At 68.3% G+C, this 16354-nt stretch carries 13 protein-coding genes and 1 tRNA gene; 7 read left to right on the top strand and 7 right to left on the bottom strand.

All coding sequences use genetic code 11. The annotated features are described in order from the left end of the window. The first annotated feature begins 104 nt into the window (after positions 1-104). Genes IP92_RS26655 through IP92_RS26675 form a run of 5 tightly spaced genes read left to right on the top strand, consistent with a single transcriptional unit; the run spans position 105 to position 4361 of the window. Positions 105-743, top strand: a complete 639-nt coding sequence (locus tag IP92_RS26655; RefSeq protein ID WP_145881037.1) for a hypothetical protein — start codon at positions 105-107, stop codon at positions 741-743. Further along, complete coding sequence (locus tag IP92_RS26660) at positions 740-1432, top strand: ABC transporter ATP-binding protein (RefSeq protein ID WP_229418986.1); 693 nt, start codon at positions 740-742, stop codon at positions 1430-1432. The genes IP92_RS26655 and IP92_RS26660 overlap by 4 nt, the downstream gene beginning before the upstream one ends. Further along, positions 1422-2648 carry an ABC transporter permease gene (locus tag IP92_RS26665; protein ID WP_145881039.1) on the top strand — a complete coding sequence of 409 codons (1227 nt, stop codon included), beginning with the start codon at positions 1422-1424 and terminating at the stop codon, positions 2646-2648. The genes IP92_RS26660 and IP92_RS26665 overlap by 11 nt, the downstream gene beginning before the upstream one ends. After that, a complete protein-coding gene (locus IP92_RS26670) occupies positions 2641-3366 on the top strand; it encodes an outer membrane lipoprotein-sorting protein (protein WP_145881041.1) in 726 nt (241 codons plus the stop codon). The genes IP92_RS26665 and IP92_RS26670 overlap by 8 nt, the downstream gene beginning before the upstream one ends. After that, positions 3363-4361, top strand: a complete 999-nt coding sequence (locus IP92_RS26675) for a hypothetical protein (protein WP_145881043.1) — start codon at positions 3363-3365, stop codon at positions 4359-4361. Before IP92_RS26670 ends, IP92_RS26675 begins: the two co-directional genes overlap by 4 nt. On the opposite strand, the gene IP92_RS26680 is transcribed toward IP92_RS26675, so the two are convergent. Then, positions 4362-5144 (bottom strand): LytR/AlgR family response regulator transcription factor, encoded by a 783-nt coding sequence (locus IP92_RS26680; protein ID WP_145881045.1) that lies wholly within the window; start codon positions 5142-5144, stop codon positions 4362-4364. A 4-nt stretch (positions 5145-5148) separates the two neighbouring features. Next, positions 5149-6276, bottom strand: coding sequence for a sensor histidine kinase (locus IP92_RS26685; protein ID WP_145881048.1), 1128 nt, complete (start codon positions 6274-6276; stop codon positions 5149-5151). A 207-nt stretch (positions 6277-6483) separates the two neighbouring features. Here IP92_RS26685 and IP92_RS26690 point away from each other — a divergent pair, with 207 nt between their 5' ends. Together IP92_RS26690 and IP92_RS26695 are read left to right on the top strand one after the other, a co-directional pair. Then, positions 6484-9609: a carboxypeptidase-like regulatory domain-containing protein gene (locus tag IP92_RS26690; protein ID WP_145881050.1), complete on the top strand. Its 3126-nt coding sequence runs from the start codon at positions 6484-6486 to the stop codon at positions 9607-9609. A 92-nt stretch (positions 9610-9701) separates the two neighbouring features. Next, positions 9702-13097, top strand: coding sequence for an AfsR/SARP family transcriptional regulator (locus tag IP92_RS26695; protein WP_145881052.1), 3396 nt, complete (start codon positions 9702-9704; stop codon positions 13095-13097). Positions 13098-13102: 5 nt separating this feature from the next. Here IP92_RS26695 and IP92_RS26700 read toward each other — a convergent pair whose 3' ends face one another. From IP92_RS26700 to IP92_RS26720, 5 genes are all read right to left on the bottom strand, one after another. Next, positions 13103-13426, bottom strand: a complete 324-nt coding sequence (locus tag IP92_RS26700; RefSeq protein WP_145881054.1) for a hypothetical protein — start codon at positions 13424-13426, stop codon at positions 13103-13105. Positions 13427-13441: 15 nt separating this feature from the next. Then, positions 13442-14122 (bottom strand): hypothetical protein, encoded by a 681-nt coding sequence (locus IP92_RS26705; RefSeq protein WP_145881056.1) that lies wholly within the window; start codon positions 14120-14122, stop codon positions 13442-13444. 441 nt (positions 14123-14563) lie between these two features. Beyond that, on the bottom strand, positions 14564-14809 hold the full coding sequence (locus IP92_RS26710) for a hypothetical protein (protein ID WP_145881058.1): 246 nt from the start codon (positions 14807-14809) through the stop codon (positions 14564-14566). Positions 14810-14860: 51 nt separating this feature from the next. Beyond that, a tRNA-Asn gene (locus IP92_RS26715) sits at positions 14861-14936 on the bottom strand. Positions 14937-15040: 104 nt separating this feature from the next. Next, positions 15041-16243, bottom strand: a complete 1203-nt coding sequence (locus IP92_RS26720; protein WP_145881061.1) for an amino acid aminotransferase — start codon at positions 16241-16243, stop codon at positions 15041-15043. Positions 16244-16354 lie beyond the last annotated feature (111 nt).

Raw genomic sequence — 16354 nt, forward strand, 5'->3', positions numbered from 1 at the left:
CCAGCTGGGGTTTCACCGCCGGCAAACCCGGTTTCGTCGCATCCGGGTGGAACGGGCCGCCGGCGGCCGGCAGCATGTGCTCATTCCACCACAGGAGAAGACCGATGAAACACCTTGCACTACCGCTGCTGCTGGCAGCCACCCTGGCCGCCGGCGCGGCGCACGCCGATGCCGTCACGCTGCCGCAAGCCCGCAGCCAGTTCCTTGCCGCGACCGCTGGCGACACGGCGGCGCGCGATGCCGCGATCGAATCGTTCGCCCGGCTCGCGGCCGAACAGCCCGGCCACCCCGTGTACCTGGCTTACCAGGGCGCGGCGCTGGCGCTGAAGGGCCGCGACGCCAAGCAGCCTTGGGAAAAGATGAAGTACGCCGAACAGGGCGCCGACCTGGTCGAGAAGGCCGTCGCGCTGCTCGGGCCCGAGCACGACAAGCCACTCGCCGACGGCAACCCGGAAAGCATCGAGACCCGCGCCGTGGCGGCAAGCTCGCTGCTGGCGCTGCCGGAATTCCTGCACCGCGGCGCGGCCGGCAAGCGCGCCTTGCAGGGAGCGCTCGACTCGCCGCTGCTGGAGCAAGCCAGCGCATCGACGCGCGCCAGCGTGTACGCGGCCGCGGCGCGCGTTGCCGGGAACGAGCGCCGCGGCGCCGACGAAGCGGCGTGGCTGAAAAAGATCGTCGCGCTGCCCGCCACCCCGGCCCAGCGCGAGCGGGCGCAGGCGCGGCTCAAGGAGCTGGGACTGTGACGGGCGCGCTGATGGCACTGGAAGGCGTGCATCGCAGCTACATGCTGGGTGCCAGCCCGATCCGCGCGCTGCGCGGCGTCGGGCTGCGCCTGTGGCCCGGCGAAATCGTCGCCGTCACGGGGCCGTCCGGCAGCGGCAAGAGCACGTTGCTGAACATTTGCGGGCTGCTCGACCGGGCCGAGCGCGGCAGCGTGTACTTCGACGGCACGCTGCTGGCGGACGACGACGAGGCGCAGCGCACGTTGCTGCGCCGCCGCGCCGTGGGGTTCGTGTTCCAGAGCTTCCACCTGGTGCCGGTGATGAACGCGCACGACAACGTCGACTACCCGCTGGCGCTGCTGGGCCTTCCGGCCGCGGAACGCCGCCGGCGGGTCGGCGCGGCGCTCGATCGGGTAGGCCTGGCAGGCTTCGGCAAGCACCGCCCGGATCAGCTGTCCGGCGGCCAGCGCCAGCGGGTGGCGATCGCCCGCGCGATCGTCAAGCAGCCCCGCCTCGTGATCGCCGACGAGCCGACGGCCAGCCTCGACGCCGTGACGGCGGGCCAGGTGACGACGCTGATGCGTGAACTGGCGCACGAACAGGGCACGGCGTTCCTCGTCGCGACGCACGACGAGCGCGTGCTGCCCCACTGCGACCGCGCGCTGATGCTCGACGACGGCCTGCTGGCGGGAGGCCATCATGCGGCTTGATTTCACGTGGGTGGCGATGGCGCTGAAGAACACGCTGCGCAACCGGCGCCGTTCCTTCGTCACGCTCGGCATCGCGGCCACCGGCACCGCCGCCGCATTGCTGGGTGCCGGCTTCGCCAGCTACACCTACCAGTCGCTGGCCGAGATCAGCGCGCGCGACACGGGCCACGTGGTCCTGGCGGCGCCGCATTGGTTCGCCGGCACCGAGGACGTGCCGCTGCAGCATGGGCTGGTGGGCAGCGCCGCGCTGGCGCGCCAACTGCTGGCACGCCCCGGTGTGCGCCGCGTGCTGCCGCGGCTGCAGTTCACGGGCCTGGTCAGCAACGGTGACAAGAGCGAGATCTTTGTCGGCACCGGTGTCGATCCGGCCCAGGAATTCGCCGTGCGCGGCCCGTTCATCCGCGTCGATGCCGGCACGCTGCTCGAAGCGGATGCCGCCCGCCCGGACATCGTGCTGGGCCGCATCCTGGCGCGCAGCCTCGGGGCCCATCCGGGCACGGCGCTGACGCTGCTGTCGACGACGACCAGCGGCAGCCTCAATGCACTGGACGTCACGGTGACGGGCATCGTCAGCAGCGGCATCGACGAGATGGACAAGCGCCTGGCGATGGTCGACCTCGCCACTGCGCAAGGCTTGCTGGCCACGGACAAGGTCAGCACGCTGGCCGTGTATCTCGACGACCTCGATGCGTCCGCCGCCACCGCGGCCGACCTGCGCCTGCGCTACGCCGGCCGCCTGGACGTGCGCGACTGGCAGGACCTGGCGCAGGTGTACCGCAGCGTGCGCGGCCTGTACGACCGCATCTTCGGCTTCCTCGGCGCGATCATGCTTGTCGTCGTGCTGGGGGCGATCGCCAACACGCTGGCGATGGCCGTTGTCGAGCGTACCAGGGAAATCGGCGCATTGCGCGCGCTCGGCACCACGCCGGGCGAAGTGATGCGGCTGTTCGCGCTCGAAGGCATGGCGCTTGGCGCCGCCGGCGCGCTGGCCGGCGCGTTGATAGCCGCCGGCATCGGTGCCGCACTGCTGGCCCTCGGCATCCAGATGCCGCCCCCACCCGGCCGCACCAGCGGCTATCCACTGGCCGTCACGATCGCGCCGCAGGCGTATGCCGTGGCAATGATGGCCGTCACCCTGCTTGCCGCGCTGGCCGCGCTGTGCGTCAGCCGCGCCGCCGCCCATCGTCCCGTTACGGAGGCACTCGCCCATGTTTAAACGACTCCCGCTCCTGTTGTTGATCGCCGGCTCCGCCCACGCGGCCGATGTCGCCGAGATCCTGAAAAAGGCCGACAGCTTCCGCATGCCCGGCGGCGCGACGCAGATCGAAACGCTGGTCCAGACCTTCAAGGACGGCCGGCCCGACCGCGAAAAGCGTTATACAGTGCTGGCGCGCCCGGACGGCAAGTCGCTCGTCCTGTTCCGCTCCCCGGGCGAGGCGGGCCAGAAGGTGCTGATGTCCGGCGACGACTTCTGGATGCTGATGCCCGGCAGCGCGCGCCCGATCCGCATCACGCCACTGCAAAAACTGCTGGGCGACGCGGCCACCGGCGACATCGCGACGATGACGTGGTCGGGCGACTACGCCGGCACCGTCGGCCGCGACGTCGACATCGACGGCGTGCCGTGCGTGGAGCTGGACCTGGCCGCGCTGCGCAAGGGCCAAAGCTACCAGCGCGTGGTGCTGCACGTGGCGAAGGCCGATTACCGGCCCGTGCACGCCGACCTGTACGCAGCGTCGAACCGCAAGCTGAAAGAGGCTCGGTACGAACTCGGGCAGGTCGGCTTCCGCACGATCGTCCAGCGCATGACGCTGACGGACGCGGTGCAGACGGCGCGCCACACGGTCGTGACGACGATATCGTCGACGCCGCGGCCGCTGGCCGACGCACTGTTCAACCCGATGACGCTGAACCGCGGCGACGTGGCGCCATGAGGCGGATCGCCATCGCCGCCGCGCTGGCGGCCGCCCTGCCCTGCGCGGCCGGGGCGGCGCTGGACGGCGTCGCGCGGGCGCAGGTCGAGACGTGGCACAGCGCCCTGCCGGGGCTGGATGGCGCGCGCCCCGCGCAAGCCGTCGACCTGCGCGGGCAGGCCGGCATCGCCGCCGAAACGATCGCCCGCGGCACCGTCGGCCTGCGGCACGAGGCGGGCGGCACGCGGCTGCGCGTGTTCGAGCTGGCGCTGGAGCGGCCGCTCGCGGGCGGCTACGCGACGGTGGGCAAGAAGGTGATGAGCTGGGACGTCGGCTACGCGTTCCGGCCCCTCGACGTCGTCCAGCAGGAAGACCGGCGCGCGCTGTATCCCGGCACGCTGGAAGGCGTGCCGATGCTGGCCTGGGAGGCGGCCGATGCGGAGCGCGCCGTCACCGTCGTGTGGTCCAATCCCGGCCGCGGCCTGGCGGACCAGCCGCGCGACGACGAGGCGCTGGCGGTGCGGCTGTACCGCCAGCGCGGCGCGCGCGACGAATACGCCGTGCTGCGCGTCTCGCGGCGCAGCGGCATCGAAGCGGGGGCTTCGCTGTCGCAAGTGCTCGATGAAGGCACGGAGGTGCATGCGTCGCTGCTCGCGCAAGCGCGGCACGCCACGTGGGACGGCATGCGCTGGCGCGAGGCCGGCGGTGGCGGCAAGGCGCTGGCCGGCTTCACGTGGACCACCGAGAGCCGCTTTTCGCTGCTGGGCGAAGCATGGCTCGACCGCACGGCGCCGGCGGCCCAGCAGGGCAATGTGCTGCTGCGGGCCGCCCAGAAGATCGACGATGTGGAGATCGCGGCGGACGTGCTGCGGCGCGCGGCCGGCACCGTCTTCACCGTGGCCGGTTCATGGAAGAACGGCGCCTGGCTGGTCTCGGCCAGCTGGCGCCGTTACGGGCAGATCGTGCCGGGGCATGCGGCCAGCGTGGGACTCGTCACGCTGGAACGCGCGTTTTGATCACATCTGGCGGAACAGCTGCGCGTACACGGGACTCACGCGCAGCTTCTCCGGCCGGTGCTTCACGTTCAGCGACAGCTTGCCCGCCTCGTCGCGCACCGCCGACAGCACGCACGTCGAGTTGACGATCGTGCCGCGGTGCACCTGCCAGAACAGCTTGTCGTCCAGCTGCGGCAGCAAGTCCTTCAGGCTCGTACGGATCAGCGCCTCGCCATCGGCGGTGACGACGTTGACGTATTTGTCGACCGCTTCGAAATAAATCACGTCGGCGATCGGAATCATCCTGACCTGGTTGCCGACCGCGGCGCGGATCACGGTCAGGCGCTCGGCAGGCGGTTGCGCGGGCAGTGCCAGTGCGCGCAGTTGCGCCACCAGCGCATCCATGCCGCCCGCCGGCTGCTGTGCGGACAGGCGCTGGCGCAGCCGCTGCACCGTGCGGCCGAGCCGTTCGTCGCTGACGGGTTTCAGCACATAGTCGGCGGCCGCGTTATCGAACGCCTGCACCGCGAATTCGTCGTACGCTGTAACAAAAACGACTTGCGGGAAAGGCCGCGCATCGTCCCATTGTTCGGCCAGTTCCTCGGCCACTTCGAGGCCCGTCTTGCCGGGCATTTTGATGTCGAGGAACAGCACGTCGGGCCGGCGCGCCAGCGCCTGCTCCAGCGCGGCGACACCATGCGGGCACGTGGCGACGATGTCGAGCTCCGGCCACAGGCGTTGCAGCGCGGCCGCCAGGGTGGCGGCGAGGATCGGTTCGTCTTCGGCGATCAGGGCGGTGGTCATGGTCTTATGGTTGAGCGAAGTTGAGAGGAATGGTGAGGCGGGCGACCGCGCCGCCGCCGTCGCCCGGCGTCAGCGTCGCATCGGCCTGCGCGCCGAACAGCGCATGCAGGCGTGCGCGCGTGTTCGCGAGGCCGACGCCCGTGCCGGGCTTGCCCGGGCCTGCGGCGAGGCCGCGGCCGTTGTCGGTGACGGTCAACTCGAGCAGGTCGCCATGCCGCGCCGCGGCGATCTGCACGTGGCCGCCGTCGATCGTCGGCTCCAGGCCATGCGCGATCGCGTTCTCGACGAGCGGTTGCAGCAGCATCGGCGGAATCGCGACGTCGCGCAATTCCGGCGGCAACGCGCAGCCGTACGACAGCCGCGCGCCCATCCGTACCGACATCAGGCCGAGGTAGGCATCGAGCAGCTTGAACTCCTGCGCGAGCGTGGTGCGCTCGGCGCGCGACGACGACAACGTGGCGCGCAGGTACTGGATCAGCTGGTCCAGCATGTGCTGCGCCCGCGCCGGGTCAAGCGCGATCAGGCCTTGCAGGTTGGCCAGCGTGTTGAACAGCATGTGCGGTTCGATCTGCGCCTGCAGCAATTGCAGCTGCGCCTGCAGCGCCTGGCGCTCGACAGCTTCGGCGCGGGCGCGTTCCTCGGCGGCGGCGGCTTCGGCGCGGATCACGCGGTCGCGGCTGGCGAAGAACAGCGTGACGCCGCCGGTGGCCAGCAGGGTGAACAGCAGCATACCCGTGGTGCGACCGGAACCCAGCGTGTGCAGGTTCGTCAGCTGGACGCCCAGCAGCCACGCCGCCAGCCGCGCCCCGGCGATCTGGCCGACCGGTACCCCCACCGCCACGATGCAGGCAAACGGCAGCCAGCCGGGCCGATTGCCTTCACCCCAGAACGCGAGCCGGATACCGTCGATGATGCCGAACGCGAACCCGCCGATGCATGCCGAGATCACGAGGTTGCCCAGGAAGTGATTGCCGTTGCCGAAGCCCCACGTGATGATCGCGGCACATAGCGTGACGATGAGCACCATCCAGCAGGCGTCGATGCCAAAGCGGCGCCAGGGGAAAGGACGGCGGAGCCGGATGGATCGTTCAGCGGCGGGGCGTGCCGGAACGGTGGATTTGGTCGAGTTCATGGCGCATTCTGACTTGCCGATGCCGCGCTGGCAACGGTGCCGCGACGAAATGGCGCCGCAGCGGCGCGAAACGGCCCGCGAGCGGCATGAACGTGCCGCTCGCGATGACCATTTGTGGGCGATTTGTGGGTGGGACAGGCCCAGACTGCGCCAGTGGTTACGCCACCGTCGCCCGCTCCCTTACCGACCATTACCTGAAGGAATACCATGCCAGCGCCACTGCCCTCCGCCGTGATCGGCTCGATCGTCTGCACTCCTGTTACCGCCGCCGTCGGCGAAAGTATCTGCGTCGAAGTGCTCGCCCCCAACGGCCACCCTTACGACAATACGGAAACCGCCAGCATCACCATCAACGGCATCGCCGGATCGAAACACTATCTCGTGTGGAATTGTGCCGGCACGAAGACGATCCACGTGGCGGCCGGCGCTCGCAATACGCTGCAGACGATGCAGGCGCAGGTCGACATCACGCAGCCGGCGGACGGCAGGGCCCCGCCGCTGCTGCGGGCACACGTGCTGCCGCACAAGCCGACCGCGCTGGGCTTCGTGGTGATCAATGCCCGGGCCAACGCCGCCCCTGACACGCCGCGCATGCCGCCCCGTAAGCAAGACCAGGCATCGGCATCCGGTCCGGCGATTCCCCCCGGCCCGATCCGGCCCCGCGCGGCGCACGCCGGGCTGGCGGACAGTACGCTCCTGCCGCCGCCGGGCGACATCGACATTCCCGTGCTGGCAAGCGTCACCCAGCCCACCTACGGCTGGAACCTGGACGGCGTGACGATGCATACCCGGCGGCCGTACATCGAACACGATTTCGGCGACCGGCTCGACCCGCACCGGCCCCATACGGTATTCCACATCACGCTCACGCTGCAGGAACCGGGCCGGCCGGTGCGGGTGATCCGGCGCAGCGTCAGCATCGCCAACCCCTACTTCCTGTCGCGCCAGCGCGGCATCGTGCGGCCACCCCTTCGCCAGTGCGACCTCAGCGTGCGGCATGGCGACGGCTGTTTCCGCGCTGGCTTCAGCGTGCGCAATCCCGAACCGGCGGCGTTGACGCTGACGAGCATGCAGGTGGAACTGATCGCCGCCGAAGGCCCGCGCACATTCGACCCGCGCGGCACGCAGCCATGCCGGATCGTGCTGGCGGCGAATGCCGAGACACGCGTGGACGTCGCCATTCCCACGGCGCAGGTGCCGGCCCACGCCACCGCGCTGGCGGTGCATTATCGCGGCACGGCCCCGGACGGCCTGCCGGTGCGGGTCACGGCATATTTCGACGTGCCCCAACACCTCGGCGCCGGCATGCAGGTAAACCCGGCCGCCCAGCAGATGCTGGAAGACCTGGTGAGCCGCGGCCTGGTGGCCAGCGCCACGTCGATCGGCATGCCGGAAGTGCTGCGGCTGACCGAACGCAATCTGCTGCCGGCCCCGACGACGGCACGCGCCAACGGCGCCCGTGTGCGGCCCTTGCCCGACGCGCTGGCGAACGCACTGCGCCGGCCGGCGCCCGCGCACCCGGCCGCGCACCTGGCCGAGCCGGCCGCGCAGGCGCTGCACGTGGAGCCGGCGCCCGCAGTGGAAGGAGCGAGCTGCGAGCCGTGGAATCTGCCGGGCCAGGTCCCGGCGAACATGGAATGCGTGCCCACGGCCGTGAAGAAATGGATCTTCCTGCCGGCCCGCTTCATGAACGCACGCAAGGGCGACCTGGTACTCAATCCCGGCGACGGCAGCCTGGTCTCGCGCGTGCTGCAAAGCGTCTCGCCGTCGCAAGCGTACTCCCACTCCGGCATCATGACGCGCAATTTCGACGAAATCACGCACTCCACGGCATCCCAGGCCAGGCTGACCAGCGCGGCGTTCCTGGGCACGGACGGCTTCCGCCCGGATGCGCTCAAGTACGCGTGGCCCGGCGTGATCACGCAAACGGTGGAGCAGGCCGTCAACGGCGAATGGCTGTTCGATATCGACAGCGCCGCGCTGTACCAGATCCTCGACTTCGGCACGCTGGAGGGCAAGCCGGACCTGGGCGGCGATGCGCTGACGCTGGCGCCGGCCCTCGTCATCAAGCCACTCGACGAAACCCTGGAGATCCGCCAGACGCTGAACGGCATCGCCGACTTCGCCGCGCAACAGGCCGGCAAGAGTCACTACCGCTTCTTCTGCTACACAGACCCGCGCATCGCCACGACGGACAAGGCTCCGGCCAGCGCGCGCTGGGCCGCCAACACCTATCCCACCGTCTGCTCGTCGCTGCTGTGGCATGCGATCCGGCAGGCCGGCGTGCCGATGGAAGGCGGCCTGCTGGAGCAGGCCGACCTGAAGGAAGGTGCGCAGATCGTGCCCTCCACGCCGGATGGCCTGTACCTTTACCAGGAAACCGAACGCGCGGCGGCAGGGGCGATGCTGTTCACGAAGGTCCGCGAGATGGTGCTGCAGGAGGCCGGCTGGCTCGGCGAAATCCTGACCGACGTGGCCGACCAGAGCGCGAACCAGATGCTGAACGCATTTGCCTTCGACTGGTGCGACGCCGATGCCACCAACTCCGACAAGTGGCGCACGCCCGGCGACGCGCAGGCGGTCAGTCCCGCCAACCTGGCGTTCTACGACGCACCGCTGTATGGCGACATGGAACCGCTGCTGTATCGTCCGGCGCGCTGGGAAGAAGTCACCCTCTACGAGTGGAAGACGCAGACGCAGTTCGGGGCCGTCGCCGGCATCGTGCGCGACGCGGGCCAGCCCGTGGTCGGCGCGCGCGTCGCACGCGACGCCACGCACTTCGTCACCACGCAGAAAGACGGCAGCTTCTTGTTCGAGCACGTCGGCACCGGGCCGGTGCAGCTGGAAGTGGAGTACGGAACGTTGCGCGGCACGGCCACCACCACGGTTGCCGCTAACCAGACGGCGCAGGTGGCGATCGACTTGCAGCCGCCGGCGCACCTGTTCCGCCGCCTTGTCATCGACGGCTGGATGCGCACCGTCGATTACGAATTCGCTGCCGCATTCGACCCCTACACGATCGGCGATATCTATGCGATCGCGCAGGTGGGGCCAGCGTCATCGACGCACGTGCGCAAGCAGTTCGACCTGCGCTGCGACGACGCGCTGGGCCGCCTGACCCTGTCGCTCGACCTGCTCGACAATGACGCGGTGATGGTCAGCACGACGTTGCGCTGCTACCACGACGGCAAGGGCGAGGACGACTACGTCGAAGCGCAACTGCTGCCGTTCATCATCCCGGCCGGCTACAGCTACAGCGCCGACGTGCATGCGTACGACGGCGACAAGGCCTACGCGTCGTTCACGATCTCCAACACGGTGGACCCGGCCTAGCAAATCGCAAGCGACGATTCAGCCGAGAAAACAGTTGTTGTTTGAAGATTTGGCGCTAAGCTGGAGTGTCTTCCGATGCCACGGGAACCGCCATGCGCCTGCTTGCCAAAACGTGCCGCCCGGTGGCGCGCCTGATCGGGCGCCCCGGCGCCGTCGCCCCCTTGCTGGCGGAACCAGCCCCGTTGACGTGGATCGTCGGTCCTGCCGGAGCCGGCAAGACCAGCCTGGCGCTGGAACTGTGTGCCGCCTCCGGCGCCCAGGTGGCCTGGCTGCGGCTCGATGAAACGGATACCGACCCTGCGAGCTTTCTGCTGTACCTCGAGCAAGCCATCGGCAACGGCGGCCTGGCGCCGGGCTGGCATGCTCCGGAACTGCTGCGCGAGCATTTGCCCGCGTTGCAGGGCTACCTGCGTCTGTTCATCCGCTCCCTCGGCGCCGCGTCACGGAAGGATGCCATGCCCGGCTGCATCGTGATGGACGACGCGCACCGCTGCCAGGACACCCCGTTCTTCAAGCTGCTGCTGGACGTGCTGGCGGCCGAGCTGCCGCCGGCAATCCGGGTCGTGATCGTCAGCCGCGCGGCGCCGCCGGACGCCTGCGCGCGCCTCATCGCCAATGGCGCGCTGCACGCGCTCGATGCCACGGCGCTGGCGTTCAGCCGGGCGGAAACGGAAGTGCTGCTCAACGTGCTGGGCGTCGGGCATGCGGAGGCGGTCGGCAATGCGGTGTTCCACTACACGCGTGGCTGGCCGGCCGGCGTGGCGCTGGTGGCGGCGTGGTTGCGCCGGTGGCCCGCTGCGGTGCCCGGTGCGCAGGATGTGCTGTCCGAGCCGATGGTGGGTTACCTCGCCGAAGAGGTGTTCGGTGCGTTCGGCCCGGAGCAGCAGGCAACCTTGCTGGCTGTGTGCTGGCTGCCCTACTTCAACGGTGCCTGGAGCGTGACCCTGTCCGGCTGGACGGAGGCGGCCGACTTCCTCGCACGGCTGGCGGCCCAAGGGGGGCTGATCTACGAATACCCGGGGCGGCAGTACGCGTTGCACCCCCTGCTGCAAGGCTTCCTGCGCAAATGGGCGACGGCGCGGCTGCCGCGCGCGGAACGCTGCGCGACGATCGCCGCCTGCATCGATCTTCTGCACGGAAGCGACAACAGCGAGGCGGCCATCGAACTGGCCCTGGAACACGGACTGCCCGAGCGGGCCGCCAGCCTGATCTCCGCGCACGCGCAAGCCATGCTGGCCAGCGCCCGGCATGCCACGCTGGCGCACTGGATCGACACGCTGCCGGAACAGTACCGCGACGCATGGCATTACTACTGGCTGGGACTCGCCGTCTTCATGAGCGACACGGCGCGGGCGCGCAGCGCGCTGCTACGCGCGCTGCCCGCGTTCACGGCGCTAAGCGAACCCCGGCATCGCTTCCTCGCGCTCTCCACCATCATCAGCTCGTATTTTTTCAGCGGCGCGGCGGACGAGCCGCTGCGCGGCTTCCTGCAACGGCACGTCGATGCGGAAGCCGACTACGCCAACCTGCCCGACCCCGCGCTGCAGGCGCACCTGACCCACAGCGTGTGGAGCGCGATGTTCATGACGGACCCGGGCCATCGCGACATGCCGCTGTGGCAGGGTCGTGCGCTGGATGCGCTGCGCGGCGGCGCCGACACGACATTGAAGGTGCGCCTGGCATCGATGCTGGCCCAGCACTTCTTCCAGACGGGCCGTTACGCCAGCCTGCGTTCACTGCACGCATTGATGGCTGCCCTGCCCGAATCGGCCGCCATGGGTGCCTACGCGCGCTACCTGTCGTTCCTGCTGCGGCTGTACGCGGACGTGGCGAGCCTAGACATGGCGCGCGTGGACGCCACGTATGCGGCGGCGTGCGCCAGCTCCGACGACACCGGCATCCGCATCATGGCGCCCCATTACGCGCTGATTCATGCGAGCGCCTGCATGCTGCGTGGCGACGTGGCGAAGGCCCAGGCCATCGTCGACGGAGTCGCGGCGCAAACGCCGCCACGCCACTACAACCTGGTGGGACACCTGCAGCTGACGCAAGCGTGGCTGGCCAGCTGGCGGGGCGACGGCCGCGCCGCGCTGGAACATGCCGAGCTGGCCCAGCGTGCCGCACACAGCTTCGGCAGCGTGCCGTACGAAGTGTATGCGGCAATCGCCGCCACGCTGGCGCGCACCTTGTTCGAGCGGCATGCGTGCACGGCGGCGGTGACGACGTTACGCGGGCTCGGCGCCACTTGTGGATCGCCACTGGCTTGCGTCCATGCGGACCTGTTCGACGCATGGCTGGCCCTGACCGGTACCGATGGCGCCGCGCTTGCGCCTGCGGCATTGCGGCGTAGCCTCGGCTCCGCGCGACTACGGGAAGCGCAGCAAGCGCTGGCCGCGGCGCTGGAAGCCATCATGGCGGAGGGCACGCCGTACCTGACCTTCGCGACGCCCCACATCCTCACGCCGCTGTGCGCCCACGCGCTGGCCTGCGGCATCGCGGTCGACGCGGCGCAGGCCCTGGTACGGGGTTACCGTCTGGCGCCGCCCGACGGCGCGGGCGCCAACTGGCCACGTCCCGTACAACTGCGCGTGTTCGGCCCTTTCGACCTGCGCCTGGACGGCGCGCCGCTGGCCTCGCAAGGCAAGTCGAAGCATCGCCAGCTCGACATGCTGAAGCTCGTCGCGGCCCATGCGCCCGGCAGCGTGCCGGCCGACCGCGCCGCCGAGTTGCTGTGGCCCGACACGGACGGCGACAGTGCGCGCCATGCGCTAGAGACGACGCTGTCGCGCCTGCGCGCGACGATCGGCGCCGGCACCGTGCTGTTGAAGCAGGGGGCGCTGTCGCTGGCGCCGGACCTGTGCTGGTGCGATGCGGCGGCGCTGGACGACGCGCTCCCTGTCCTGGCGGCGCTGACGCGGGAATATGCCGGCCAGCTGCAGGCGCACGGCTATCATCGCGAGGAACAGGCGCAACAAGGAGGCGCGGACTGGCCAGGCGACGCGGTGCCGCCGCATGGCGGCAGCCTGCAGCGCGGACCGATACCGGACCTGGCGCGCGCGCAAGGCGACGAAGCCGATGCCGAGGCGCTGCTGGCGGCCGCGCACGACGTGATGGCGCTGTACCGCGGCGACCTGCTGGCGGGCGACGGCGCTCCGTGGCTGCTGGCGCGGCGCGAACTATGGCGGGGCAAGGTGGTACGGGCATTGGGCGGCACGGCCAGCGCGCTGGCCCAGGCGGGTGACGCGGCGGCGGCGGCGCTGTTGCTGGAACACGCATTGGAAGCGGACCCGTGCAACAAGGTGCTCAGCGCCCAGCTGATCGGGATCCACCTCGACTGCGGACAATACGACCAGGGCATGGCGGCCTACCGCCGCTACCAGCGTATCGCCCAGGCAGCGCTGGGAACCGCCGTATCGGCGGACATCGAGAGGCTGGCGCAGCGCTTGCTGGCCGGTGCCGCGCACACGGCGTCCGGCCAGCGGCGCTGAGCGCGTTACCGCAGGTGCTTCAGATGCGCTTCAGGGATGCGCATCGACTTCGCCAGCTCCGGATTGGCACGCAGCGCCTCGACGACGCCTTCCAGCGCGGGGGCCTGGAAGACGGCCTCGCTCGAACGTTCCGTGGTTTCGGGCCCGCCGTGTTCCGTGTCGCGCGCGACCTGCCCCATGTCCGCCGTCAGGCGCATCACGACACCGCCGCGGCCGCGCGTGCCGGTCAGCAGCACACCGTTGTCGTCCTGTCGCGTGGCGATGTCGCCATACCCTGCGTCGCTCAGCAACGCACGCACCGCTTCCACCAGTTTTTGATCGTGTTCCATGTTCATGTTCCTTTCTTAACCTACCAGCAAGCCGAGGGACAGGTCGCTGCTGGCGTCCTGCAAGAATGCGCCGGGGATGCGAACACCGTTCCCAGGCATCATGTACATCGTCGCGAACGGGATGTTGCGCGTGCTCTCCAGCGCCACGGCGAGCAGCTTGTTCACTTCCCCTTTCACGGCGGGCATGGCCGCCTTCAGCATGTCCGATGCGATACCGGTGCCAAACAACCCGCCCTGCACGGTGAACCACGTGCCGTCCAGCGTCACTTGCAGGTGATGACTCCCGTCGAGCCGTGCGAACAGGAACACCGAGATCGTGCCGTCGATGTCGCCGTTGTACCAGGGACCATCGAAATTGAAATCAAAGCTGACCTTGATCAGCATGTCGCCCGGCATGTGCGCCCCGGCCGCCTGCAGGAAATAGGGCACGGCGACCCAGGGCAGCGCCGTGACGCGGATGCCGCTCGTCAGCGAACCGTGCGAGGCAATCAGGTGCTTCGATACCTTGCCGATATTCTCGGGCGTGTTCAGCAGGGTGCCCAGCGGCACCAGGATCTCGGCGTTGGGTCGACGGATCGTCAGCACGTCGTTGTCGAGTGAGCGTTTGAACCCTTCGTTGTTCGACGCAGTGTTCTGGATGACGACGGGCCCGTTGAACAGCCCACCCATGAATTGGTATTTACTGATGACTGACATGATGCTCTCTTTCAGAAAGATGACACGTTGGTTGTATGCCGCGCTGGCCGTCACCCGACGGTGAACGACACGGCGGAAGGTCCTTGCGGAGTACCTGTGGATGCGGCGTCGCGCATGTTCTTGTTTCACGCCGCTGCATCACAGGATCAACGATAGACTTCGCCAACCCACAAATGCCTCGCAAATGTTCAGGTAATCAGTGGTGGTCGAGATGGAGGGGCGCCGATGTCGCACGGCCCAACAAAATGCGCTGTTCGCGTCACGCTGTTCGCGTCAAGTGCAGCGGCTCACGCCGGCGATCGCAACAAACACCCAGCATTGACTATAGTGAGAGCAATAAGTTCCGTTCCCTCGAGCAAAACCGACTTGACGCGAACAGCGCCAAACAAAAAGGGCCACGCTTTCACGTGGCCCTTGTCGGGATCGTCGCTCGCAGTCGCGCTACTGGCCGACACAGATGATCTTGGTCGCATACTCGTGCGCGCCGGCTTTTTTCTTCGTGGCCCAGGCGATGGCTTCATGGGCCTCCGGCAGCGTCATCACCGTCGCCTTGTCCTTGTTCTTGATGAAGGAGACGCCCTCGAACGCGCCTTCCTTGCTGCGCATGACGCGGGCGAAGACCGGCGGCTTTGCGCTGTCGGTGATTTTGTTCTGCTGAACCAGGTAACGCTGATCGATATCTTCCACGATGCCCCCAATGAAAAAAGCCCAACCGTCTGGCTGGGCTTTCTTGAATTCTGGCTCCCCGACCTGGACTCGAACCAGGGACCTGCGGATTAACAGTCCGTCGCTCTACCGACTGAGCTATCAGGGATTAGAAGGCAGCATTTTATACCTTTGAAGCAACTACTGCAAGCTTGTTTCAACGTACCGTTTGCTGCCGTTTTCGCTGACTTGCGTCAACGAAGAAGCAGGATTTTAGAGAACTTTGGCGATCGCGTCAACAACGATATCGAGGTTCTTCGAGTTCATCGCCGCGACGCAGATGCGGCCGGTGTCCACGGCGTAGATCGATTGCTCGCGCAGCTTGGCGACCTGCTCTTTCGTCAGGCCCGAGTACGAGAACATGCCGACCTGCTGGCGCACGAATTCGAAGTCGTGGCCCGGCGCCTTTTCCTTCAGCTTCTGCACGAACGCATCGCGGGTTGCCTTGATGCGCACGCGCATCGCGGCCAGTTCCTCTTCCCACAGCTGGCGCAGTTCCGGCGTGGCCAGCACGGTCGCGACAACCTTGCCGCCGTGCACCGGCGGGTTCGAGTAGTTCGTGCGGACGACGCGCTTCAGTTGCGACAGCAGGCGGGCTGCTTCGTCGGCCGACGAGGCAACGACGGACAGCGCACCGACGCGCTCGCCGTACAGCGAGAACGACTTCGAGAACGAGTTCGACACCAGCAGCGGCACGCCGGTGGCGGCGAAGCGGCGCACCACGGCGCCGTCTTCGGCGATGCCGGCGCCGAAGCCCTGGTAAGCCATGTCCAGGAACGGGATCAGGCCGGCGGTGACGACGGCGTCAATCACCTGGTCCCACTGCTGGGAGGTCAGGTCGGCACCGGTCGGGTTATGGCAGCAGGCGTGCAGCACGACGATCGCGCCGCGCGGCATTGCCTTCAGCGCGGCCAGCATGCCGGCGAAGTTCACGCCGTGCGTGGCGGGATCGTAGTACGCGTAATTGTTGACCTTGAAGCCGGCGCTTTCGAACAGCGCGCGGTGGTTTTCCCAGCTCGGGTCGCTGATGTAGACCTCGGAAGCCGGCGAGAAGCGCTTCAGGAAGTCGGCGCCCAGCTTCAGCGCGCCCGTACCGCCCAGTGCCTGCACGGTAATCGCACGTTTCTCTTGAACGACGGCGCTGTCGGCCCCAAATACCAGCTCCTGCACCGCCTTGTCGTACGCGGCCAGGCCCTCGATCGGCAGGTAGGTGCGGGGCGCGGGCTGCTCGATCAGCATGTTTTCAGCCTTTTGCACGCACGATAGCAGCGGCACTTTGCCGTTGTCGTCATAATACACACCGACGCCCAGATTGATCTTGTTCGGGTTGGTGTCTGCGTTAAAAGCTTCGGTGATACCCAGGATCGGGTCGCGCGGAGCCATCTCGATGGCACTGAAAACGGAAGGATTCGTCATGATAGGATTGGATTCGATTGAATGCGATTCGCAGCGGTGGTGAGCAACACAAACTGGCTACAGCGGCAATTACAATGCACGGTGATCACAATGCACGGCAATTACGATGCA

Origin of the sequence: Pseudoduganella flava, from assembly GCF_007830495.1 — a bacterium.
Lineage (GTDB): Bacteria > Pseudomonadota > Gammaproteobacteria > Burkholderiales > Burkholderiaceae_D > Rugamonas > Rugamonas flava.